This is a genomic window from Bradyrhizobium sp. HKCCYLR20261, from assembly GCF_051168435.1.
Lineage (GTDB): Bacteria > Pseudomonadota > Alphaproteobacteria > Rhizobiales > Xanthobacteraceae > Bradyrhizobium.
This window is the reverse complement of the sequence record NZ_JBNPUZ010000005.1, coordinates 358,020-379,668: the sequence shown is the minus strand read 5'-3', so window position 1 is coordinate 379,668 and position 21,649 is coordinate 358,020. Positions and strand designations below refer to the sequence as shown.

26 protein-coding genes and 1 tRNA gene are annotated in these 21,649 nt (G+C 66.4%); 14 read left to right on the top strand and 13 right to left on the bottom strand.

Features of this window, described 5'->3' with window-relative positions:
• Positions 1-434 precede the first annotated feature (434 nt).
• The 5 genes from ACQR1L_RS14405 (at position 435) to ACQR1L_RS14385 (ending at position 5,808) form a co-directional block, all read left to right on the top strand.
• Positions 435-1,025, top strand: coding sequence for an RNA polymerase sigma factor (locus ACQR1L_RS14405; RefSeq protein WP_434858604.1), 591 nt, complete (start codon positions 435-437; stop codon positions 1,023-1,025).
• The gene (locus ACQR1L_RS14400; RefSeq protein WP_434858603.1) at positions 1,015-3,174 is read left to right on the top strand and encodes a vWA domain-containing protein; all 2,160 of its coding nucleotides are present in this window, start codon (positions 1,015-1,017) and stop codon (positions 3,172-3,174) included. Before ACQR1L_RS14405 ends, ACQR1L_RS14400 begins: the two co-directional genes overlap by 11 nt.
• Before the next feature lie 221 nt (positions 3,175-3,395).
• Positions 3,396-3,809: a hypothetical protein gene (locus ACQR1L_RS14395; RefSeq protein WP_434858602.1), complete on the top strand. Its 414-nt coding sequence runs from the start codon at positions 3,396-3,398 to the stop codon at positions 3,807-3,809.
• A 262-nt stretch (positions 3,810-4,071) separates the two neighbouring features.
• Positions 4,072-4,587 (top strand): hypothetical protein, encoded by a 516-nt coding sequence (locus tag ACQR1L_RS14390; RefSeq protein ID WP_434858601.1) that lies wholly within the window; start codon positions 4,072-4,074, stop codon positions 4,585-4,587.
• A 408-nt stretch (positions 4,588-4,995) separates the two neighbouring features.
• Positions 4,996-5,808 (top strand): dienelactone hydrolase family protein, encoded by an 813-nt coding sequence (locus tag ACQR1L_RS14385; protein WP_434858787.1) that lies wholly within the window; start codon positions 4,996-4,998, stop codon positions 5,806-5,808.
• Positions 5,809-5,883: 75 nt separating this feature from the next.
• On the opposite strand, the gene ACQR1L_RS14380 is transcribed toward ACQR1L_RS14385, so the two are convergent.
• The 3 genes from ACQR1L_RS14380 to ACQR1L_RS14370 form a co-directional block, all read right to left on the bottom strand.
• Complete coding sequence (locus ACQR1L_RS14380; protein WP_434858792.1) at positions 5,884-6,036, bottom strand: hypothetical protein; 153 nt, start codon at positions 6,034-6,036, stop codon at positions 5,884-5,886.
• A gap of 142 nt (positions 6,037-6,178) precedes the next feature.
• Positions 6,179-6,421 carry a hypothetical protein gene (locus tag ACQR1L_RS14375; protein ID WP_434858600.1) on the bottom strand — a complete coding sequence of 81 codons (243 nt, stop codon included), beginning with the start codon at positions 6,419-6,421 and terminating at the stop codon, positions 6,179-6,181.
• Positions 6,422-6,644: 223 nt separating this feature from the next.
• Positions 6,645-7,235 (bottom strand): hypothetical protein, encoded by a 591-nt coding sequence (locus tag ACQR1L_RS14370; protein ID WP_434858599.1) that lies wholly within the window; start codon positions 7,233-7,235, stop codon positions 6,645-6,647.
• A gap of 75 nt (positions 7,236-7,310) precedes the next feature.
• On the opposite strand from ACQR1L_RS14370, the gene ACQR1L_RS14365 reads away from it, so the two are divergent.
• Both ACQR1L_RS14365 and ACQR1L_RS14360 read left to right on the top strand, forming a co-directional pair.
• Positions 7,311-7,634: a hypothetical protein gene (locus ACQR1L_RS14365; RefSeq protein WP_434858598.1), complete on the top strand. Its 324-nt coding sequence runs from the start codon at positions 7,311-7,313 to the stop codon at positions 7,632-7,634.
• On the top strand, positions 7,631-7,798 hold the full coding sequence (locus tag ACQR1L_RS14360; protein ID WP_434858597.1) for a hypothetical protein: 168 nt from the start codon (positions 7,631-7,633) through the stop codon (positions 7,796-7,798). Before ACQR1L_RS14365 ends, ACQR1L_RS14360 begins: the two co-directional genes overlap by 4 nt.
• Positions 7,799-7,802: 4 nt before the next feature.
• Here the strand turns inward: ACQR1L_RS14360 and ACQR1L_RS14355 are convergent, their stop codons facing one another.
• Entirely contained in the window at positions 7,803-8,333 is a 531-nt protein-coding gene (locus ACQR1L_RS14355; RefSeq protein WP_316170253.1) for a gamma carbonic anhydrase family protein, read from the bottom strand.
• 75 nt (positions 8,334-8,408) lie between these two features.
• Complete coding sequence (locus ACQR1L_RS14350; RefSeq protein WP_434858596.1) at positions 8,409-8,738, bottom strand: DUF6949 family protein; 330 nt, start codon at positions 8,736-8,738, stop codon at positions 8,409-8,411.
• 197 nt (positions 8,739-8,935) lie between these two features.
• Between ACQR1L_RS14350 and ACQR1L_RS14345 the strand changes: the two genes are divergently transcribed.
• Positions 8,936-9,634: a hypothetical protein gene (locus tag ACQR1L_RS14345; protein ID WP_434858595.1), complete on the top strand. Its 699-nt coding sequence runs from the start codon at positions 8,936-8,938 to the stop codon at positions 9,632-9,634.
• A gap of 240 nt (positions 9,635-9,874) precedes the next feature.
• Here ACQR1L_RS14345 and ACQR1L_RS14340 read toward each other — a convergent pair whose 3' ends face one another.
• Positions 9,875-10,087, bottom strand: coding sequence for a DUF3126 family protein (locus ACQR1L_RS14340; RefSeq protein WP_006611186.1), 213 nt, complete (start codon positions 10,085-10,087; stop codon positions 9,875-9,877).
• Positions 10,088-10,356: 269 nt separating this feature from the next.
• A complete protein-coding gene (gene cysE, locus ACQR1L_RS14335) occupies positions 10,357-11,184 on the bottom strand; it encodes a serine O-acetyltransferase (RefSeq protein WP_434858594.1) in 828 nt (275 codons plus the stop codon).
• Between the two features lie 402 nt (positions 11,185-11,586).
• Between cysE and ACQR1L_RS14330 the strand changes: the two genes are divergently transcribed.
• Entirely contained in the window at positions 11,587-12,987 is a 1,401-nt protein-coding gene (locus tag ACQR1L_RS14330; protein WP_434858593.1) for a hypothetical protein, read from the top strand.
• 109 nt (positions 12,988-13,096) lie between these two features.
• Here ACQR1L_RS14330 and ACQR1L_RS14325 read toward each other — a convergent pair whose 3' ends face one another.
• Positions 13,097-13,846: an alpha/beta fold hydrolase gene (locus tag ACQR1L_RS14325; RefSeq protein WP_434858592.1), complete on the bottom strand. Its 750-nt coding sequence runs from the start codon at positions 13,844-13,846 to the stop codon at positions 13,097-13,099.
• Positions 13,847-13,889: 43 nt separating this feature from the next.
• Complete coding sequence (locus ACQR1L_RS14320; protein ID WP_434858591.1) at positions 13,890-15,041, bottom strand: hypothetical protein; 1,152 nt, start codon at positions 15,039-15,041, stop codon at positions 13,890-13,892.
• Between the two features lie 293 nt (positions 15,042-15,334).
• On the opposite strand from ACQR1L_RS14320, the gene ACQR1L_RS14315 reads away from it, so the two are divergent.
• Positions 15,335-15,577, top strand: a complete 243-nt coding sequence (locus ACQR1L_RS14315; protein WP_434858590.1) for a zinc-finger domain-containing protein — start codon at positions 15,335-15,337, stop codon at positions 15,575-15,577.
• A gap of 10 nt (positions 15,578-15,587) precedes the next feature.
• Positions 15,588-16,787 (top strand): FAD-dependent monooxygenase, encoded by a 1,200-nt coding sequence (locus tag ACQR1L_RS14310; RefSeq protein WP_434858589.1) that lies wholly within the window; start codon positions 15,588-15,590, stop codon positions 16,785-16,787.
• A gap of 10 nt (positions 16,788-16,797) precedes the next feature.
• Here the strand turns inward: ACQR1L_RS14310 and ACQR1L_RS14305 are convergent, their stop codons facing one another.
• Positions 16,798-17,265, bottom strand: a complete 468-nt coding sequence (locus ACQR1L_RS14305; RefSeq protein ID WP_434858588.1) for a hypothetical protein — start codon at positions 17,263-17,265, stop codon at positions 16,798-16,800.
• A gap of 320 nt (positions 17,266-17,585) precedes the next feature.
• Here ACQR1L_RS14305 and ACQR1L_RS14300 point away from each other — a divergent pair.
• Positions 17,586-17,672, top strand: a tRNA-Leu gene (locus ACQR1L_RS14300).
• A gap of 133 nt (positions 17,673-17,805) precedes the next feature.
• Entirely contained in the window at positions 17,806-18,537 is a 732-nt protein-coding gene (locus ACQR1L_RS14295; protein WP_434858587.1) for an SDR family NAD(P)-dependent oxidoreductase, read from the top strand.
• A gap of 24 nt (positions 18,538-18,561) precedes the next feature.
• Here ACQR1L_RS14295 and ACQR1L_RS14290 read toward each other — a convergent pair whose 3' ends face one another.
• From ACQR1L_RS14290 to ACQR1L_RS14280, 3 genes are read right to left on the bottom strand one after another with little or no spacing between them, the layout of a single operon-like run.
• Positions 18,562-19,221, bottom strand: coding sequence for a glutathione S-transferase family protein (locus tag ACQR1L_RS14290; RefSeq protein ID WP_434858586.1), 660 nt, complete (start codon positions 19,219-19,221; stop codon positions 18,562-18,564).
• 28 nt (positions 19,222-19,249) lie between these two features.
• Complete coding sequence (locus tag ACQR1L_RS14285) at positions 19,250-19,729, bottom strand: SRPBCC family protein (RefSeq protein ID WP_434858585.1); 480 nt, start codon at positions 19,727-19,729, stop codon at positions 19,250-19,252.
• On the bottom strand, positions 19,722-20,051 hold the full coding sequence (locus ACQR1L_RS14280) for an ArsR/SmtB family transcription factor (protein WP_434858584.1): 330 nt from the start codon (positions 20,049-20,051) through the stop codon (positions 19,722-19,724). The genes ACQR1L_RS14285 and ACQR1L_RS14280 overlap by 8 nt, the downstream gene beginning before the upstream one ends.
• Positions 20,052-20,232: 181 nt before the next feature.
• Here ACQR1L_RS14280 and ACQR1L_RS14275 point away from each other — a divergent pair, with 181 nt between their 5' ends.
• Positions 20,233-21,636: a methyl-accepting chemotaxis protein gene (locus ACQR1L_RS14275; protein ID WP_434858583.1), complete on the top strand. Its 1,404-nt coding sequence runs from the start codon at positions 20,233-20,235 to the stop codon at positions 21,634-21,636.
• The last annotated feature ends 13 nt before the right edge of the window (positions 21,637-21,649 follow it).

Below are 21,649 nucleotides of genomic sequence, written 5' to 3'. Positions count from 1 at the left end.
CCCTCCCCGTCCCAGACCGGTTCGCGCGCGGCCAGGCCTCCCCCAAGGCCTGGCCGCAACTTTTTTGGGCGGGTGGCCCGACAATCCGCGGGGCCGATTCTCTTCACCCGTTAGAAAGCCGCCCCATTGCGTTGGCGCGGGAGCCGGATTCATGCGGACCGATCGGCTGCCCTGGATGCCCCGATGCTGGCCTCAAGCTCTGGCGGCGTCGCGAGGTCCAAAATTTTTCCTGACCTGACCCAAGGAGTCCGCCGTTCCATGCGTCTCACTGGGTGAATGCCGGGAAAATCCCTTTCCCAGTGTCCGGTGTATGGGGTGGAACGACCATGGCAGGGATAGGTCACATGCGAGCGCGGTCCTGGACGGGACGGGCCGAAGGGCCGGGTGACGGTCCGAATTGTCATGCTCGATCCTGTCGGCCCTGAGGAAACGACATGGGGGGCGTCATTCAGCGTGCGACAGCAGGGGCGACTGAGCCGTCGAGCGGCGAGGCCACGGATGACGACCTCGTCCGTCTGGCCACGCAGGGCAACCGCGCCGCGTTCGAAGCCTTGCTGCGGCGTCATTACGACCTCATGCACCGCGTCGCCTGGCGCATGACCGGCTCCCGGACCGACGCGCAGGACATCTGCCAGGACGTCTGCTGCGCGCTGGTGGAACGGATCGCGTCCTTCAGGGGCGAGGCCAGGTTCACGACCTGGCTGATCGGAATCGTGCGCAACGCCTGTCATGACCACCCTCGGCGCCATTCGACATTGGCGCGCCTGAAAGGCCACCTCGCCGTGCTTGCGAGAATGGCGGCGCTGCCCGATGGCAGGGATCTCTTCCGTCGCAGCTGGCTCGCGAGCGAGCTGGCGCAGCTGTCGCCGCTGCTACGCGAGACGGTCGTGCTCGTGGTCGGCGAAGGCATGACGCACGCGGAGGCGGCCACGGCCCTCGGTGTCTCCGAGTCGACGATCTCCGGCCGCATGCACGAGGTGAGGCGACGAGCAGGTCTCGCGAAGGACATCAGCGATGAGCTCTGATCACGACATGAATCGTTTGCCCTCTCCCCCGCCGCCTACGCCGGACGCACGTGATGCGGCTGTGCAACAGGCGCTGCTGCGCTTCGATCGAAAAAGCGCGGGGAACGTCCAAGGAATCGCGACCGACATCCGTCTCATCGAGCGAACCGCCGCGTCCCCGCGGCCGTCACGCGAGAGACCTGTCATGAAGCGAACGCGATATCTCCTGGCTGCCAGCCTGGCCTGTGTTGTTGCCGGATCGGGCGCCTATCTCCATCTGGCGCGGTCACCGCAGTTGGCGCACTTCGCTGCGCCCGTCGAACAGAAGGTGGCGAGCAACGAGGTTGCTCAGGCTGAGCCGACGGTCCAAGCAAAGAAGGAAAGCGAAAACCAGGACCGGCCACAAACGCGAGTCCAAACCGTCACTCCGGCCGCAAAGCCCAATCTGGAAGCCGCTGCCCCTTCGGCAGCCGCGGCGCCGCCTCCCGCCAAGCCGCATGTGGAAAATCAGGCCGCCCGCCTGTTGGTTCCGCAGGCGCCTTTCGCGACGGGCCGGGTGCAGGGTCCCCTGCAGGGGACACCGTCGCCTTATTCCGCTCGGAGCCGCGCGGACTACATGATCGATGACGGATTCAACCGCGTTTCGCCGCCAGCCTATGCCCAGCAGATGGCGCCGGCCGAAAGCCTGCGCGACCACACACAGCGCGAGCGCGTTCCTGGCGTGTCCGAGCCTGTCGGCCGCGACCAGTTTGCCAATGCGCCGGAAAACGCCTTCAAGGTCGCGCGCGATGCACCGGTCTCGACATTCTCCATCGACGTCGACACGGCGTCATACGCATTCGTCCGCGCACAGCTCAACCGCAATGTCCTGCCGCCGGCCGCGTCCGTTCGGACCGAGGAGCTGATCAATTACTTTCCCTATGACTATGAAGCGCCCGCATCGCCGGACGAGCCGTTCCGGGCCAATGTGGCCGTGTTTCCGAACCCTTGGGCGGAAGGCCGCAAGCTCGTTCGCATTGGCATCAAGGGCTATGCGCTGCAACAGACAAACCGGCCGCGCGCGAATCTGGTTTTCCTGATCGATACATCGGGTTCGATGCAGCCGCCGAACCGGTTGCCGCTCGTGAAGCAGTCGCTCGCCATGCTCGTGACCCAGTTGCAACCGGAGGACCGCATCGCGATCGTCACCTATGCAGGGAATGCCGGAACGGCGCTTGAATCCACTTCGGTATCCGAGAAAGCAAAGATCCTGGCGACGATCGACCGGCTGGAGGCCGGCGGCAGCACGGCGGGCGCCGAGGGCATCAGGCGGGCGTATGCGCTCGCCGAGCAGAACTTTGACGCAAGCGGCGTCAACCGCGTCATCCTCGCGACCGACGGCGATTTCAATGTCGGGATCACCAACAAGGATGAATTGAAGGGTTTCGTCGAGCGTCAGCGCGAAAAGGGCATTTTCCTGTCCGTGCTCGGCGTTGGTGCCGGCAATTACAATGACGCGCTGGCCCAGACGCTCGCGCAGAACGGAAACGGCGTCGCCGCCTACATCGATACGATCAACGAGGCGCGCAAGGTCCTGGTCCAAGAGGCAAGTTCGACGCTGTTTCCGATCGGCAAGGATGTAAAGATTCAGGTCGAGTTCAATCCAGCAGCCGTCGCCGAATATCGGCTCATCGGCTACGAGACTCGACTTCTCAATCGTGCCGATTTCACAAACGACAAGGTCGACGCTGGCGACGTCGGCTCGGGGCAAACCGTGACGGCGCTCTACGACATCGTGCCCGTCGGCGGGCCTCGGACGGTCGACGATCTCAGATACGGGGCGCCTGCCCCCGCGAGCGGCTCGCCGTCGCCGACCGAATATGCCTTCGTCAAGATCCGTTACAAGCTGCCGCGATCCGATCGAAGCACGCTGATCAGCACACCCGTCGATCGCGGATCCGAAAGCGCTCGGTTCGAGGACGCGCCGCTCGATGCCCGCTTTGCGACCGGCGTGGCCGCGTTCGGCGAGATTCTACGTGGTGGAAAGCACACCGGACAGTTCGGCTACGACGACGTGCTGCGTATCGCCTCGGCAGCACGCGGAGACGATCCTTACGCCTATCGCGCCGAGTTCCTTCAGCTGGTGCGCGCGGCCAAAACCGCGAGCGCAATGCAGCCGCTGCGACCTTAATGGATGTGCGATTCTCGACCACGGCATCGGTACGCAACTTGCGACCAGCGCAGGCGAAAAGGGTCGGACGACTGAAATTTGTCAACGCCCTCGGTCGCGGCTAGGCCACCAAGGCCTGGCCGCAACTTTTTTTGGCCTTGCTCGGCAGATATGTCGCAGTCGGGGCGCGGCGTGGGCCGCCAACCTTGTTTTCCCTCGATGGTCGGGTTTAGGTTGTCGGCATGATGATGATCCTGCGAAGCGCGACCGTGCTGGCGGCGGCCCTGACCCTGGCGAACTGCTGCATGTCCGGGACCGGCTGCTCCGGGCCGATGGCCTCGGCCAACACGCCCGCGGCGACGCCCGCCATGGCGGCGACGCCGGTTGCGGCCGGCCCGCAGCCGCAGGCGGCCGACTGGGATGGCCGGGTCGCCTCCGAGACCGACACCGACATGGTGATGGAGCCGGACATCGGAACCGCCCGCAAGCCGGCCAGGCGCCGAGGCGATTCCCGGGTCGACGTCATGTCCGCGCAGTCCAGCTCCGGCTCACGCGGCCGCATGAGCTGGGAGGAGGAACAGGCTGCCGACCTCGCCGACGAGGCCCGTCTGAAGCAGAAGCTCACGATCTGCCGGAACTGCAATTCGGGCCAGTAAGCTCCTGATCAGTTGACCCTTTTGCGGAGCGTCGCCGCGGCCGATCGGCGGCCGGAAGCTTGCCGCGGCATGGCCGCGCCGCACTCTTTCGGGGTTGCGGGCCTCGCTTTTGTCCGATTTGCTCACCAAATCTTTACGATGAGGTTTGTCCGTTCAGCGCACGCCTGCGCCGAACGGTCCGCGTTTGATTTCTCGAATGTCCCCGCCTCCCGCATTTTCTGCGGAGAGGACTGCGAAGTCTTTTCGATTGGGTGGTTTCGTGATGAATCCTGTGACGCGCGACACCAGTCGCTATGCTGACACGACCCGGCCGGGTCCAACGCGGGGCCAACCGATCGCCCTCGCCGCCGCAACGCTCGCGGTGATCATCGCCGGTATCGGCGGCATTGTTCTCTGGCGAGCCTATGGCGGCGCTCCGGTCGAGGTCGACCGCGGTGCGGTCACGCGGCAACTGCAGGCCCGCACGGTGCAGGCCTCCGAGCAGTTGGTCGAGAAGACCAAGGGGCTCGAAGCCACCCAGCAGGAATCGATCGATCAGTTGCAGCTGATGCAGGAGCAGTTGCAGAGCATGCGCCGCCTGCTCGCCGCCCAGCAGGCCGACACCAAGCGCCTCTCGGACCAGGTCTCGACGCTGAAGGAGTCCATCGACGGCCTTCGCCAATCCTTCGCCAGCACCCAGAGCTCGGAGCAGGCCGCTCCCGCTCCGCGTAACCGCAGCATCCGCGCCCGGTCTCACGCCAGCCGCAGCGCACATCGGGGGCGTCGCAGCCGATCCTGAACGCGACGTCGCGTCGCTCTGACAGTACAAATCCTGCCGAATTTTCCCGGGGTCTTGTGAAGTGCTTCACAAAGCCGGACACGGATTCAGGCCATCCTGTGGTCACCGGATGGCGAGCCAATTTCAGGATGGCGCAGGGCCAATTTCAATATCCGGGGCTGGCAAGGCCGTTGGCGCCATACTGCGCCGACGGCCTTGTTCTTTGTCAGGATGCATGAACGCGGCGCGCCATCCGCGCGCGCTCGCAGTTCCTGGACGGCTCTCCAGCTGGTGACTTGCTTTTCGGCTGCCATTCCCGGCTCAATGCACCTCGCAATCCGCAGAGGAGCCTTCATGTCCGTCGATCCCGCGCTGACCTCCGATATCATCGGGCTGACCAAGGTCGCCCCCTTCTCCCGGCGCGGCTTCATGACCGCCTCCGCGGCCGTGACGGCGGGCTACACGCTGGCTGCTGGCCCGGTCCGAGCCGAGGCCATCACGACGGATAGCAACGGCCTCAACGCGGGAGACGCCAGGATCAAGGTGGGAGATGGCGAGATGCCCGCCTATTTCGCCCGCCCCGCAAGCGCCAGCAACCCGCCGGTCGTGCTGGTGGCGATGGAGATCTTCGGCCTGCACCAGTACATCAAGGACGTCACGCGGCGTCTGGCCAAGCTCGGCGCGTTCGCCGTGGCCCCGGACTACTACTTCCGCGCCGGCACCGACCTCACCAAGATCACCGAGATCAAGGACCTGCTGCCGATCGTGAATGCCAAGCCGGATGCCGAGCTGTTGTCCGATCTCGACGCCACCGTCGCCTGGGCAAAATCGCAGGGCGGCGACACCTCACGCCTGGGTATCGTCGGCTTCTGCCGCGGCGGCCGGACCGTGTGGGAGTATGCCGCGAAAAGCGCCGCGCTGAAGGCCGGCGTCGCGTTCTACGGCCCGCTGATCGATCCGCCCAATCCGGCATGGCCGAAGAGCCCGACGCAGCTCGCGCCCGAGATGAAGGCCCCTGTTCTCGGTCTCTATGGCGAAGCCGATACCGGCATTCCGGTCGCCAGCGTCGAGGCGATGAAAGCCGCGCTCGCGGAGAACAAGAAGACCGCGGAGTTAAAGATCTATCCCGGCGCGCCGCATGGCTTCCACGCCGACTACCGTCCGAGCTATCGCAAGGACGCAGCGGAAGATGGCTGGGCACAGATGCAGGCGTGGTTCAAGACCTACGGCGTGCTGGGCTAAGCAGCGCACCAAGGCCGTCGTCCTCGGGCCAGTCGAGCGCCCGTGGACCCGCGCCCTGCACGCGAGCTGATCAGCTCAGCGCAGCCGGCGATCGCCGCGGCGGATCTTTGCCGGCTGCCGAGCGCCTCGCTCGAGCTCCCAGGCCATCCAGACCAGCGCGGCGCCGAGGCTGACGACGACGCCCATGAAAACCAGCGTGAGTTCGGGGGATGTAAGTGAGTTCATCATGCCTGTTTCCATGCAAGCGTTGCGCCAGCTCTCTCTCCGTCGCCGCTCGTCCAGCGCAGCGACAATGATGGTGACGAGTTGTCGTTAACGTGAAGTGATCAGCTAACTCATCACTCCCGCGCCGGTTTCACCGTGCGAGGGCTCACTCGCAAACTTCGATGGGGCGAGTCCGCCAGCCGTGCGCTGTCCGCACGCGCTTGCGGGCGACATAGCAGCCGCCGAGGTCCTCGTAGGTGTAGGGGTAGTAGTAAGGATATCCGCCGCCGTAGTAATAGGGATAGCCGAACCCCAGACCGAAGCCGAAGCCCGGACCAAACCCGCGGTGAAATCCGCCGTGGTAGAATCCGCCGCCGTGGAAACCGCCGGGCCCATGTGCCGATGCCACGCCGGGGACCATCCCCAGCGCCATCACGCCACCTGCCAGCAATCCCATCCATGTCCTGCGCATCGATCTGTCTCCAAATTCAAACCGGCCAAACAAACAGCCTGCAATGAGGCCATCATTGCAGGCCGATGCTTAAAGCCTGATTTGGAACAGCTCGCGGACACGTCTGCTCACATCTGCGCGATGTCGTGTCTGCCAATGCCCACAGCTTGGCTGGCAACAATCAGCAACCGCGGCAGATGCTCTTGACCTTCTGATCGACCTTCCGGTTCTCCTGCTGGATCGCGGCATCGTCAGTGGAGTCCCCGGTTCGGTTCGGTCCGGTAGCCGACGTGCCGCCGGCTGCGCCGCGACCTGAACCGGTCGTCACGCCCGATGACCCGCTCGCGCCGGAGCCGGAGGATTGCGCCGTGCCGAGGCTGTTGGTGCCGTTCGCATCGGTCGCCCCCGGCTGAGACAGCTGCGCGCCATTACCGGCGGCGTTGGGATTGCCCTGCGTGTTGCCGAGGCCGGCCGCGCTGCCCGAGGACGCGCCATTGACGCCGCCGCTTCCGATCCCCGTCGTGCCGGCGCTTGGCGCGCCGACGTTGCCGGTCCCGGATGCCGTTCCGCTCGTTGCGCCCGCTCCACTCGTGCTGCCCGTCGTTGCGCCGCCTGCGGCACCGCCGCTCGCAGCACCGCCGGTGCTGGCTCCTCCACCCGCGCCTCCGCCGCTACCACCGCCACCTCCTCCGCCGCCGCCCTGGGCGAACGCGGCCGTCGCCGTGGTGAGGCCTGCGATCACGATCAACGTACCCAGTGAAAATCTCGCCATCGGACGATCTCCCTTTACACCTCAACCCGAGCGGACAGACCGTGTTCCGGAACGAAACGGACGCGGAGCGGATTGATGGCGCGAGGAGAGCAAGGGGCCGTGCGCAAGCTGATCGCCTTCGACGAGGATACTTTCGACAAGCTGAAGCAGCTCGGCCGCGATCAGATGCTGAGCCTGCAGGATCTCGCCGACGAGGCGTTCATGGATCTGCTGGAGAAGCACGGCGTGCCGGCGGATTTGAAGGACGCGCTGCGCAAGAGCGCTGCGGAGGAAGGCGGCGGCGCCAGCAAGCCTGAGCGGAAGCCGAAGAGAAAAATCAACGGCGGCAAAACGAGCGGCAGCGAAGTCGAGCGCAGAGCAAAGACCAAGCCGAACAAGAGGAGCAGGATTTCAGCATGACCACCGACCCCGATCCGTTCGAACAGGGCCAGCGCGCCGCGCGGGAGAACATCCCGGCCGAGGCCAATCCGTATCAGGACGGCTCCGACCAGCACGCCTTGTGGGCGAGCGGCCATGAGCGCGTGGCGAGCGCGGCCGAAGCAGGCGAGTCCGAGGGGACCTGAGCGGTCAGCCGATCTTCTTCAGGCCCTTGGTGTAGCGCGGCCCCTTGGCCACGTAGGCCTTGGCTGCGATCCCCATGCGCTCCACTTGCGCCGGCTCCAGCGTACGCACGACGCGCGCGGGAGCGCCGATGATCAGCGAGTACTCCGGAAAGTCCTTGCCTTCGGTGATGATGGCGCCGGCGCCGACGACGCTGCCACGGCGGATATGGGCGCCATTCATGATGATCGAGCCCATGCCGATCAGCGCGTCATCCTCGACGGTGCAGCCGTGCAGGATGACGTTGTGGCCCACCGTGACGTTGCGGCCGACGCGCAAGGGAAACCCGGGATCGACGTGACAGGTGGCATTGTCCTGGATGTTCGAGCTCTCGCCGATCTCGATCCAGTCATTGTCGCCGCGAATGACCGCGCCGAACCAGACCGTGACTTCCTTCGCGAGCTTCACGCGGCCGATCACCGTCGCATTGTCGGCGATGTAGTAATTTCCGTCCGCCGGCAACTCGGGCGCCTGCCCGTCGAGTTCGTAGATGGCCATCGCGATCTCCCATTCGCGAGAGACCTTGGCACAGGCAGCAGCGCGAATTCAAGCAAGCGGGCCGCGGCGATGGAACTAGGCCAGCACGCCTGCGGCGCGCAGGGTCATCACCACGAAGGTGCCGCACATCATGCTCCAGAAGCCGGCGATCACGGTCGCCAGCATCACGAACTCGAACCGCCGGCGCTCGATGCGCGCGCCGCGCAACGTGTTGCGCATGATGATGAAGGGCGCGGCGAACACCAGGAACGGCACCGCGGCAAAGCGCCGGGGCGTGACGCCCTCCTGCAGCAGCTCGAACCCGGGCGGACGTTCGGCATAGACCTGATAACCGCTCGCCAGGGCACCGGCCAAGGCAAATCCGATCAGGAGCGAGAACAGGGAATTGAACGCTTCTGCCGACATCGAACGCACCCACACACACTTGCAGCACTGCCCAACGTCGGTTTGGCAAAATCCGGCTCGGCGCGCCACATTATCCTTAAGAAACGGTTAATGATGGCCGCGTGGCTCGCATGTGCCCACCGGTAAGATTTTGAAGACAAGCGGCATCGGCGTGGCATAGTCGCCGGTGATTCGGCCGTGAGATCCCCCTGCCCGCCATGACGATGTTTTCGGTTCGCAGTGCCCGCCCTTCGAACGGACATGGCCATGCCGTGCCGATCGTCGTGGGGTGCATGTTGGCGGCGTCGGCCGTAGCGGTCGTGGCCTATCTGCTGTGGCCGACCTGGCGGGCCGCGGCCTTCAAGGGCCCCGAGCGTCTGCCCGTCAGCATCGGCGGCACGATCTTCAACGTTCCGTCCGCAGCCATCCGGGTCAAGATCCAGCGCCATACCGGGCCACAGGAGCGTGTCGATCTCGGCTTCGACTATCCGTCGCTGACGCCGCCGGAGGCCCCGCATCACGTCAGCGCCGACCAGATCGATCAGGCGCCGCATCCGATCGATCGCATCTTCGTATCGATCTCGGCGCATCACGATGCGATGTCGCCGGAGACGCGGCTGAAGACGATCTATCCGCGCTATCTGAATCCGTCGGGGATCGCGGTGCAGGACGGTCTCACCATGCGCGGCTTTCGCGCAGGCACGCCTTACGATGTCGAGGACCTGTTCGTGGGTGAGCAGCCCGCGCTGGTCGCCCGCTGCACCCGTGACGCCGCCACGCCCGGCATGTGCCTCAGCGAACGACGCATCGAGAGTGCCGATCTCGTCTTCCGCTTTCCGCGCAGCTGGCTGTCAAACTGGCAGGACGTCGCCGCGGCCATGGAGCGACTGACCGCACAGATGCATGCGGTGAAGTAGTCGGGCGAGTAGCTCGCGCAACGACCACGTGCGCTGGTTAAAGCGGAAACTATTCCCACGAGTCATTCCGGGGCATCGCATAGCGATGAGCCCGGAATCCATAACCACAGGCCGCATCGTATCGCGGGCAGTACGCCGCACATGTCTTCGACAAATAACCGCTGGTGGTTATGGATTCCGGGCTCGCGCTGCGCGCGCCCCGGAATGACGAAGAGATCACGCGCGTGAACTGAGCACGCGTTACTCGACGAGGTCGTCTTCCAGGATGGCCATCTGGAACTGGAACGAGCGATCATCGTCCTCGTCGTCGACGAACAGCACGCCGATGAACTCCTCGCCGATATAGACCTCGGCGGAGTCTTCCTTCTTCGGCCGCGGCACGACGCGGATCTTGGGATTGCCGAACACGCGCTTCAGATACGCGTCGAGCTTCCTGACTTCCTGAACGTCCACGGTGATCTCCAATCGACAGCGAGGTTTGCAGATGATGCGGACGTCGCAAGCGCGAACGTCCGTGCCGTTATGAGTTCGGCGCGTCGGTCCATTGATCGAGGCAACATGGACCGGCGATGTCGAACGACCTGAAAAGGGACGCCGTGGATCTCACATTCATTCCGCCAACACAAATGCCGGATCGTCAAATCCACAGACCGCCATGTGTTGGCACGAAATTCCCTGGATGAGAAGGTCTTGACTTCGCGATCGCCGGACGGCGTCCGCGTTCAGATGCCGATGGCGTTGATCATCTGGTCCATGGTGCGCGACGGCTCGGCGCAGCCGGCCTCGCCGACGATCTTCGCCGGCACGCCCGCGACGGTGACGTTGTTCGGCACCGGCTTCACGACCACCGATCCCGCTGCGATGCGCGCGCAGTGACCGACCTCGATGTTGCCGAGCACCTTGGCGCCGGCGCCGATCAGGACGCCGTGACGAATCTTCGGGTGACGATCCTCGTTCTCCTTGCCGGTGCCACCGAGCGTGACGCCGTGCAGGATGGAGACATTGTCCTCGATGATGGCGGTCTCACCGCAGACGAAGCCGGTGGCATGATCGAGGAAGATGCCGCGGCCGATACGCGCCGCCGGATTGATGTCGGTCTGGAACACCGCCGACGATCGACTCTGCAGGTAGAACGCGAAGTCCTTGCGGCTCTTGCGATGCAGCCAATGCGCGAGGCGGTGCGTCTGCAGCGCATGGAAGCCCTTGAAATAGAGCAAGGGATCGATGAAGCGCGAGGTCGCGGGATCGCGGTCGTAGACCGCCACGAGATCGGCGCGGAACGCGTGGCCGAGATCCGGCTCGTCGCGCAACGCGTCATTGAAGGTCTGGCGGATCAGGTCGCCCGACAGCGCGGAATGATCGAGGCGATCGGCGACGCGGTGGACGACCGAGTCCTCGAGCCGGCTGTGATGCAATACCGTCGAATAGATGAAGGTCGCGAGTTCGGGCTCGCGGCGGACGATTTCCTCCGCTTCGTGGCGGATCCGATCCCAGATCGGATCGAGCGTCGCCAGCTTTCCGCCCTGCGGACTGGTCTGATGCATCACCATGGCTGCTTCTCGCACGTTCACTGGGCAGGCATTATAGCACGGGGCATGGAATGATGTCCTCTGCAGGCTGCGTGAGCTCGATCGTCCATTCCATCCAGCCTTGGTCCCAGAGAGCACGGGATTGAGACATTTCCGTTACGCGACGGTTCCGCCGCCCGCCCCCCTGTGGCCCGGCCGGATCAAGGTGGGCAGCAGGAACCGGAAATCAAGCGCCATCGCTCGGAATGAACCGCGCCGATCCGGACGAAAAATCAGGTCGATCGGCCGCGGGGTACCGGGAGCGCGGCAAAAAGGAACCACACGGCGTCGAAAGCCGGCTGTCCCCCGCGCGATCACGGGTTCGGCTTTACCATCCATCACGCTGCGTCTATTGATGAATATCGCCTTGACCATGTTTTGGCCATGGTGCTCCGAACGGGGGACGCAGGCATCAGTAACGCTCAGATCCTGGACGAACGCGCTGCCGAGGCCGGAACGGCCTGGCTCCCGGTCATCGTCATCCCCCTCTTCCTGGTCGCGCCCGCGCTGTGGAACGGATACCCGCTGCTGCAGTGGGACACCGGAGGCTATCTTGCGCGCTGGTACGAAGGCTATCTGGTCCCGAGCCGCTCGACCGTGTTCGGCCTCTATTTGCATTGGGGCGAAGGCTCGAGCTTCTGGCTCAATCTCGGCCTGCAGGCGCTGGCGACCTTGTGGATCCTGCAGCTCACTTTGCGCGTGCTCGGACTGGCGCAGCCGCTGCGGCTGTTGTGGATCGGCCTGCTCTTGATCCTGACCACGGCCCTGCCCTGGCTCGCCAGCATGCTGCTGACGGACATCTTCGCCGGCCTCTCGGTGCTGGCGCTGTACATCATGGTCACCCAGGCGCGCCGGACCACGGTGCTGGAAAAGGCGGCGCTGTTCGGCTTCGTCGCCTTCGCCTCGGCCACGCATAGCGCCACGCTGGGCGTGCTGTTCGGGCTCTGCTGCGTCGGCTGGATCGCCTATCCCTGGATGCGGCGGCAGATCGCGCTCTCCGGCCTGATGCAGGCCAGCATGACCATCGTGGCCGGCGCGGCCATGCTGCTGGCGGCCAATTTTGCCTTGTCCGGCCAGTTCGCGTGGACGCCCGGCGGCACCGGCGTCGCCTTCGGCCGCATGCTGCAGGATGGCATCGTCGCGCAATATCTGAAGGACCATTGCGCGCAGGAGAAGCTCAAGCTCTGTCCCTATCGCAACGAGCTGCCGCCCACCGCCGATGACTTCCTGTGGGGCAACAGCATGTTCAACAAGCTCGGCCGCTTCGAGGGCATGAACGAGGAGATGGGCTTCATCGTGAAGCGGTCGCTCGCCGCCTACCCGCTGTGGCAGGCGAAGGCGGCGGCGTTGGCCACGGCCGATCAGCTGGTGCATGTGGCGACCGGCGAAGGCACCAGCGGCTGGGTGCCGCACACCTATGGGATCATCGAACGCTACATCCCCTCGCAGGTGAAGCAGATGCGCGCCGCGCATCAGCAGCATTGGGAGATCAATTTCGCCGTCGTGAACTGGCTGCACGTCCCGGTCGCGCTCGGCTCGATGCTGGTGGTGGTGGCGATCGCCGGACACGCGATCTGGCGCCGGCGGCGCGACGACATCACCCTGCTTGCCGTCACGGTGACGATCGCCCTGCTCGGCAATGCCGTGATCTGCGGCGTCATCTCCGGCCCGCACGACCGCTATGGCGCCCGGCTGGTGTGGATCGCCACGTTCACGGCGCTGATTGCCGTGGCGCGCTGGTTGAGCGGCGAGCGAACCGACGCAACAGCGGCGGCGATGACGTAGCCCGCATGAGCGGCAACCGGCGCCGCGAGGCGACGGCGAAAGCGGCACGCGGTGTCACACGAACTCTGTCGGAGACCCCGGGGTCGCGGCACTCGCCCGGGCTACGTGGTCACCGACGCGCGAGAAAATCGATCACGCCGGCCTTGTAGACCTTGTCGCCGACGGCGCGCATGTGGTCGCGGTTGGGAATGTCGAGCACCTCGGCGCCGGGAATCAGCGCACCGAGAGCTGGCCCCGAGCCCGAAACCTCGTCGGTCGTGCCGACCGCGACCAGCACCGGCACCGCGATCCGGCCGGCGTCCTGCCGGGTGATCAAGCCGCGCGAGCCGCGCATGCAGGCGGCGAGCGCGAGCCGGTCCGAGCGTGTCTGGTCGGCAAAGGCGCGGAAGGTGCGGCCGACGGGATCGGTGACCTCGTCGATCGAGGCCGCCTCGAGCGCGGCCGCGACGTTCTCGCCGGGACCGCCGCCCTCGATCATCGCCATGCCGATGCCGCCGAAGATCGCCGAGCGCAGCCGCTGCGGCGTGGTCAGCGCGATATGCGCGGCGATGCGGCCGCCGAGCGAATAACCCATCACATCGGCGCTGGAGAGGCCCAGATGATCCATCAGCGCGGTGACGTCGCTTGCCATCTCGGCGATCGCATACTGCTTCGGATCGTACAGCTTGGCGGATTCGCCATGGCCGCGATTGTCGAGCGCGATGACGCGGCGGCCGGCCTTGCGCAGCTCGGTGGTCCAGCCCGGATAGATCCAGTTGACGTTCTTGGTCGAGGCGAAGCCGTGAACGAGCACGATCGGATCGCCCTCCCCCTCGTCGATGAAGGCGATTTCAACTGCGCCGTTGTGGAAGCTCGGCATCGCTTATCCCGGAATGTGCAATGAGGGTCGGTGCGACCGCAGTCTAGCCGCAGGCCACCGGCGCCACCAGTTCGGGGCGTGCCGCGGCCGCCTGCATCCGGCGCAGACGGCGTCGCTTGCCGCGGTCGATCCAGGCCTGCGTCGCGCGCTCCGTTGTCGCCTTCAAGGACGCGACGAAGCCGAACAGCGACATCAGCGCGCCGAACAGCCACAGTGCAAGATTGAACGCGCCGGCGGTCAGCAGCAGCGCGCCGCGCCCGAGCAGCTTCAGGATGGCGCGGGTCTGTCCACCCTTGGCCTCGGCCAGACGGGCGGCGCGCGCGACGTCCTTTGGGCCTTCGGCGAGCTTGAGCGAATCAAGTGCGCCGCGGGTGCCGGCCTTCTCGGTGATGCGGCCGACATCCTTGCCGAGCCGGATCAGCGCACCGGCCTTCTCGGCGCGGAACGCGGCTCGGATCGCGGTCGCGGTCTCGCCCGGCCGCAGCACCGAGCCTGATGCGACGGCCTGCTGCAGCAGCGGCGCGTCGACCACCTCGCGCGCCGACCGCCCGGCCCACGCGGCGAGTCCCTCGCCGAGCCGGCCGACCTTCCGCGCATCCTTGACCAGGGTCAGACCGGCCCGGACCGGCGCCGCGCCACCGGCGGAGACATAGGTCGCCGCGGTCACGGCAAGACCTGCGGTCGCAAGCCCGAGCACGAGCCGGTCGGTCTCCTCGCCCATCACCAGATGCTTGCCTTCGCGGACGGCGTCGCGGATGTCGCCGAACACGAACAGATCGCCGGCTACCGTGCCCGACAGGCTCGCCACGTCATCCGCCTGGCCCGTGACGAGGCCGGTCGCGAACCGCATCGCGACCGCGGTCGGAGCCTTCTCGGCGGCCACCGCGTCGCTCACCCGCTGGACCAGCGCCGCATCGAGCGCAACTCGATGCTCACGCGCCAGCGCGACGAAACTTTCCGCGAGATCGGGATCGCCGGCCGCGAGCGCCTCCTCGATCTGGCGCGCAACGAGCGCCGAATCGCTTTTGAGCAGTACTGCGATCTGCAGGTCCGACAGCCGTGCCGGATCCTCCTGCGCCGCAATCACGGCGCCGGCACGATAGGCATGCGGCCACCACGCCGCGCCGACCGCGGCACTGGCGAGCAGCCCGGCCACGGCCAGGACGATTCCCGGTTTGATTCGCTGAGGGATCACGTCGCCTTCACGTTTTCGCGCGCCGACACTGCCGACAAACATAGGATGCCCGGTCCGGGACACAACGGCCCCGACGAAAGAAGGGCTTCTCGGAAGGCCCCGCTTTGTGTCGAATCCACAGGCCAGAACATAACGGCGTGCGTTGCACCAGACGCGGGTTCCCAACACTAGGAATTGGCCTTAAGGCTCAGTATGGTCGCGCCGTTTTCGACGCGCGCGGCCGTGCGACCGCCGCTGGTGCTACGCCGTCGTGCTGACCGTCTACACTCCCGCTGCCCCTCGAGGTGAACCCGATGGCCGATAACATCGTCCCGCATTTCCACAACGATGCCGGTGTCCCCGTCATCGAGATCGGCTCGCATGAGTTCATGTGCGTGGGCGCCAATCCGCCGTTCGATCACCCGCATGTGTTCCTCGATCTCGGCAACGACAAAGAGATCATCTGCCCCTATTGCTCGACGCTGTACCGCCATGCGCCGGATCTCGCCGCCGGCGAGGCGCGGCCGCCGGAATGCGTGCTGAAGGACGTCGCCTGATCGGCGTAACGTGACACTGCGTACCGTCTATGTGGCGGGAGCCGGGATCGGCGGCCTGACGGCCGCGCTCGCGCTCGCCGCGAAGGGCTTCCGCGTCGTCGTGCTGGAAAAGGCCGAGCGGCTCGAAGAGGTCGGCGCGGGCCTGCAGCTGTCGCCGAATGCCAGCCGCATCCTGATCGATCTCGGCCTGGAGCCGCGGCTCACCGCGCGCGCCGTGGTGCCGGAGGCCGTGAGCATCATGAGCGCGCGCGCCGGCGGCGAAGTCGCGCGCCTGCCGCTCGGCGAGGCCGCAAGCCAGGCGGCCGGTGCGCCCTATTGGGTGATCCACCGCGCCGATCTGCAGGCTGCGCTCGCGGCCGAGGTCATGGCGCATCCGGACGTCGAACTGCGCCTCGGATGCCAGTTCGAGGATGTCACCGCGCATACCCGCGGCCTGACGGTCGTCCATCGCCGCGGCAATGAGCGCCGCCAGGACGTCGCGCTGGCGCTGATCGGCGCCGACGGTGTCTGGTCGGCGGTCCGCCATCATCTGTTTCCCAACATCGGCGCCGAATTCTCCGGGCTGATCGCCTGGCGCGGAACGCTCGACGCCCGGCAGCTGCCGCGCGAGTTCACCGCGGCGCGGGTCCAGCTCTGGATGGGCCCGGGCGCGCATCTTGTCGCCTATCCGATTGCCGCGGGCCGCCAGGTGAACGTCGTCGCGGTGGTGCCGGGCACCTGGAACCGGCCGGGTTGGAGTTCCGAGGGCGATCCGGCCGAGTTGAAGGCAGTGTTCGGGTCGCCGCGCTGGCCTTCGACGGCGCGGCTGCTGCTCAATGCCGTGGACGGCTGGCGCAAATGGGCGCTGTTCGCGGTGCCCGAGGGCATCGAATGGACCGAGGGCAGCGTCGCCCTGCTCGGTGATGCGGCCCACGCCATGCTGCCGTTCGCGGCGCAGGGCGCGGGCATGGCGATCGAGGATGCGGTGGTGCTCGCGAACAGCCTGGCCGAGGCGCGCTCCGACGGACCCGGCGCGATCCCCGCGGCGCTGAAGCGCTACGCCAAGCTGCGCCGGCCGCGCGTCGGCCGCGTCCAGCGCACCGCCCGTCAACAGGGCCGGATCTATCACATGACCGGGCCGCTGGCGCTCGCCCGCGATATCAGCATCCAGGCGCTCGGGCCGCAGCGGCTGTCGGCCCGGCAGAACTGGATCTACGGCTGGCGTCCGTGACGGCGGAGGTTCAGTAGACCGAGCCGTCCCGCGGCAGCGTCGAGGGGGCGGCCGAATTCGACGAGGCCATCGGCCGCATCGCGCGCGCGGGCTTCGCCGGCTTGCCGGGCTTGGCGGCAACCGGCTGCGGCGGCGTTTCCACGCATTTGTTCTTGCGCCAGGCCTCCTCGGCAAACTGCGACTGGCCGCGCACGGCGATGTAGTCGTTGCGATAGGCGACCTCGGCGACGACGGCGCCGCCGGCCCCGGTCTCGGCCTTGGCCATCAGCCCCTGCAGCTCGGCGGTGCGGGTGGCCAGGGATTTGCGCTCGGCTTCGAGCTGCTTGCAATCGTAGAGCTCGTATTTGGCCGGGTCCGCGAACGCCGTGGAGACGCTGTCGCTCATGCCCGCGCAGCCCGAGAGCAGCGATCCGCCGGCGAGCAGTCCCGCGAGGACGGCGAGACGTTGAAGGCGTGAACGGTGGCAGTCGGTGGTCATGCAGCCTCGATCATGCAGTGGTTTCAAGACATCGCCGCGCTCACGCGCCGAGAATGTCCCTGACCGGCGGCGCTGGGCCAGAATCGTTTCCCGTGATGCATCCGTGCCTTACAACAGCCACCTCGTCCATGTCTTGCAGGACGTCATGCCTCGGAGCTGGCAGCTCGCTTGAACTCGGACGCAGTTCAAGCAGGTGGTGACGGCCGGATTGAGGCTTTACCAAGGCGGTTGCCCTGGCTTAAGCAGAGCATGAACGTCAGAGCCCCCCGCAGAGCTCGTTCCGCCTCGCCGGATCCTGCGCCAAGTCTCTGATGTCAAACGCGGACGTGGCGGAATCGGTAGACGCAAGGGACTTAAAATCCCTCGATGGCAACGTCGTGTGGGTTCGAGTCCCACCGTCCGCACCAAGGCGCGACAGTCCTTGGCGACAAAATCTCGCCGTCGATCAAAAAGCTCAGCGGCCCAAACATCGATCCGAGCCGACGTCGGCAGCGTTCCGCTTTGCGAGTGTCCCCCCACGCATCCGACAGCGAGGTGATGATGAGCGCAGCAACTTCCATTGCCCTGATCACGGGTGCCGGGCGCGCGACGGGGATCGGGTTCGAGGTGGCGCGGCAGCTCGGGCAGCGCGGCCATCATATCGTCCTGACGGCGCGCAAGGCCGAGGATGCCCAGGCCCGTGCGGCCGAACTGACCGCGGCGGGCATCGCGGCCGAGGGGCACGGCATGGACATCACCGACACCGATGCCGTGGGCAAGGTTGCGGCGCTGCTGGATGAGCGGTTCGGCCGGCTCGACATTCTGATCAACAACGCCGCGACCCTGGGGAGCTACGACGAGACCGCCTCGTCCGCTGACCTCACGGAGGTCCGTGCCAACTTCGAGAGCACGCTGTTCGGCGCCTGGTCGGTCGCGCAGATCTTCCTGCCGCTCTTGCGGAGCAGCGCCCACGGCCGGCTCGTCAACGTCTCGAGCGGTGCCGGCTCGCACGCCGATCCGGAGTTCGGCCTGGCGACGCCGGCGCCGATGCCCGCGTCCTATGGCATCGCCAAGGCAGCCCTGAACGCGCTGACGGTGAAGCTCGCAAGGGAGAACCCGTTGCTCCGCGTCAACGCGGTGTGTCCGGGGTTCACCGCGACGTTCGAGGTCGGCGCGGCGATGGGCGCACGCCCCGTGGCCGAGGGCGCAGCCGGCGTGGTCTGGGCGGCCCTGCTCGGCGACGACGGACCGACCGGCGGCTTCTTCCGCGACGGCCAGCCGCTCGGCTGGTAGTCGCGACCGAAGCGGACGGTCTGACTACGCCACCTTCGCCTGCTCCATCAGCCGGGCCCACGTCGTGGCCTTGAAGCTCGGCCGTGCCTCCAGCCGTTCAACCCAGGCGGCGAGGTTGGCATGGGGCTCGGTCAGCTCCGCCCATTCCGGGGTCAGCGCCAGGAAACTCGCCTGCGGTCCTGCTTGCAGATCGGCGAGCGAGAGCTGCTCGCCCACCATGAACGGCTGGTCGCCGAGCAGACGCGACAGCTCGGACATCACCGCCCTCGCCTGCGGCATCGCCCGCTCGATCGCGGCCTCGTCGGTGGCCGTACCGAAGAACTGCGGGCCGACGATGCGCTGGAAGATGATGACGTTGCAGACGCCCTGGAACAGGTACCAGTCGCTGATATTCATCACCTGGTCCATGCGCGCCGCGCGCTTCGCGTCGGCCGGCGTCAGCACAGGCTCGGGCAGCACGCGGTCGAGATAGCGCAGGATCGCCTGCGTCTCATACAGCGCGAAGCCGTCATGCTCGATCGCCGGCACACGGCCGAACGGATGACGCGCGAGATGGGCTGCCGACTTGGAGTCGCCAGGTCCGAGAGGGACGAGACGATACGGTGCGCCTTTCTCTTCCAGCGTCGCCAGCACGCTGCGCCCGAACGGGCTTCCCGGCACGGAATGAACAACGAACTCGGACATGACGACTCTCCCCTGATGATGATCGAGCTTATGGGCGCTCGCTCTCGGCCTCGGCCAAAAAGCGTTGCAGCAGGCCGGGCCAGCCGCCATCGACATCCCGCCGCATCGACGCGCCGGCCGCCTCGCCCATGGTCTCGAACTTGTGGTGCAGCAGCTCGACGCGCGTCATGTCCGGTCCCTCGGCGAAGAACTGCACGTCGACTTCGGAGCGCATCGCAACGTCAGGCCGCCATTGCGCATCGACCTGCCACAGCATCACGAAACGATGCGGCGGCTCCCACAGAATGATGGTGGCGACCGAGACCTCCGTGCCGTCCTCGGCGATCTCGCGCCAGCGACCGCCAAGCTTCGGCTCCAGCAGGACCTTTGCGATCGGCTTGCCGCCGACGCCATGCGTATGCGGCCACCAGCGCGTGAGCCCGCTGGTGAAGACGGCGAAGGCATGATCAATCGGCACGCGCACGCGAACCTGCTTCTCGACCGCCGCGATCACGCCCCGCTCATTCATCCGCCTTCCCTTTCATCTTTCGATGCGAGCGCTCCGCCTCGATCTTGAAGGCGAGCAGCGCGTCATCCCAGAAGCCGTCGAGCCAGTCGCGCAGCTCGCTCAGCCCTTCCCGCCGCAGCGAATAGATCCGGCGCACACCCTCGCTGCGCTCCTCGACGAGGCCGGCGTCACGCAACACCTTCAGATGCTGCGACACCGCGGGCCGCGACACCGGCAGACCCGCCGCGATGACATTGACGGGCGACGGTCCGCCGCGCAGGCGCTCGAACACCTGCCGCCGCGTCGGATCAGCCAGGACTGCCAATGCCGTTTCGTAAGCCATGACTTACCGTAAGCCAAAACTTACGAATGGGTCAAGGGACGTCTCCACGCGACGCATCTCGCTACCGCCGGTTGCAGAAGAAACCGCCTGTTAACCATGACTGCCCAAAGCTGGAACAGCGGCTGCCACCATTCGACTCGGCGACATGGCTCGGGCTGGCCGGCGCCATGTGAGGGGCACGATGCTTGGATTCCGCAACCGCAAGACCGAACATCGGGACGCCCCGCCCGCTTTCGACGTGGTCGCACACGAGGCGTTTCAAGCCGCACTGGCGCAATGCCTCGGCGACTGGGCCGCGGGAAAGCTCGACCGCGACGTGGCGGACGTCGATGCCGCCGCGCTGCGCGCCAAACTCAAGCCGGACCTGATCGAGGCCATCCATCGCCTCAGCACCACCCTCGCCGGTCGCGCATCGCAAGATCTCGACGCGGTGGTCGACCTCTGCATCAACAGCAACGAGGCCTCGATCAGCGCCGCCCGCCTGATCGGCGCCTCCAACAATCAGTCGGAGCGCTGCCAGAGCCTCGCCTCGGCGTCGGTGCAGATGCAGGCCTCCGTGCACACCATCCGCTCGACATCCGCCGAAGCCGCAGCCGAGGCCGCCGCCACGCGCCAGGCGGTCGAGAACAGTGTGACCGCGGTACGCCGGACGCTGCAGACCATGAACGGCATTGCGAACTCGGTGCGTGACACCTCGGCAAAGATCGCCGACCTCAGCGCAGCCTCCGCCGAGATCGGCTCGATCGTCGGCACCATTGATGCCATCGCCAACCAGACCAATCTGCTGGCGCTCAATGCCACCATCGAGGCGGCGCGCGCCGGCGAGTTCGGCAAGGGCTTCGCCGTCGTCGCCGCAGAGGTGAAGAACCTGTCGCAGCAGACCACCAAGGCGACCGAGGACATCAAGGGCCGCATCGAACGGCTGCAGGCGGAGATGAGCGGCATCGTCGAGGCCATGGCGGGCGGCGCCAAGGCGGTCGCGACCGGCATGTCCGAGATGAACGACCTCGCACAGACGATCGATCAGGCCGGCAGCCGCACGGCCATGGTCAGCAGCAAGATGGACGAGATCTCCGGCATTCTCACCGAGCAGACCGCGGCCACCGACGAGGTCGCGCAGGGCATCACCATCATCGCCGATCTGGCGACGGCCAACGCGAACGAGGTGATGTCGCTCGCGGACACCATGGGCAAGACCGACGCGAAGGTCGGCAAGATGCTGGCCGAGATGTCCAAGCTCTCGCTCGACAACCAGGTCGTGCGACTGGCCAAGGCCGATCACGTGATCTGGAAGAAGCGGCTGGTCGACATGTCCGTCGGACGGCTGCAGCTGCGGGCCGACGAGCTCTCGGACCATCACAATTGCCGGCTGGGCAAATGGTACTACGGCGAAGGCGGCCAGCGTCTCGCCGGCGATCCCGCGTTTCGCCGGCTCGAGCGGCCGCACGAAGCCGTGCATCGCCACGGCAAGGAGGCCGCGCGCCTGTTCAGCTCTGGACGTATCGACGAGGCGCTCAACGAGATCGGCAAGGTCGAGGTGGCCTCCAGCGAGGTGCTCGCGGCGCTCGATCAGATCAAGGAGTAACGGCGCAACGCGC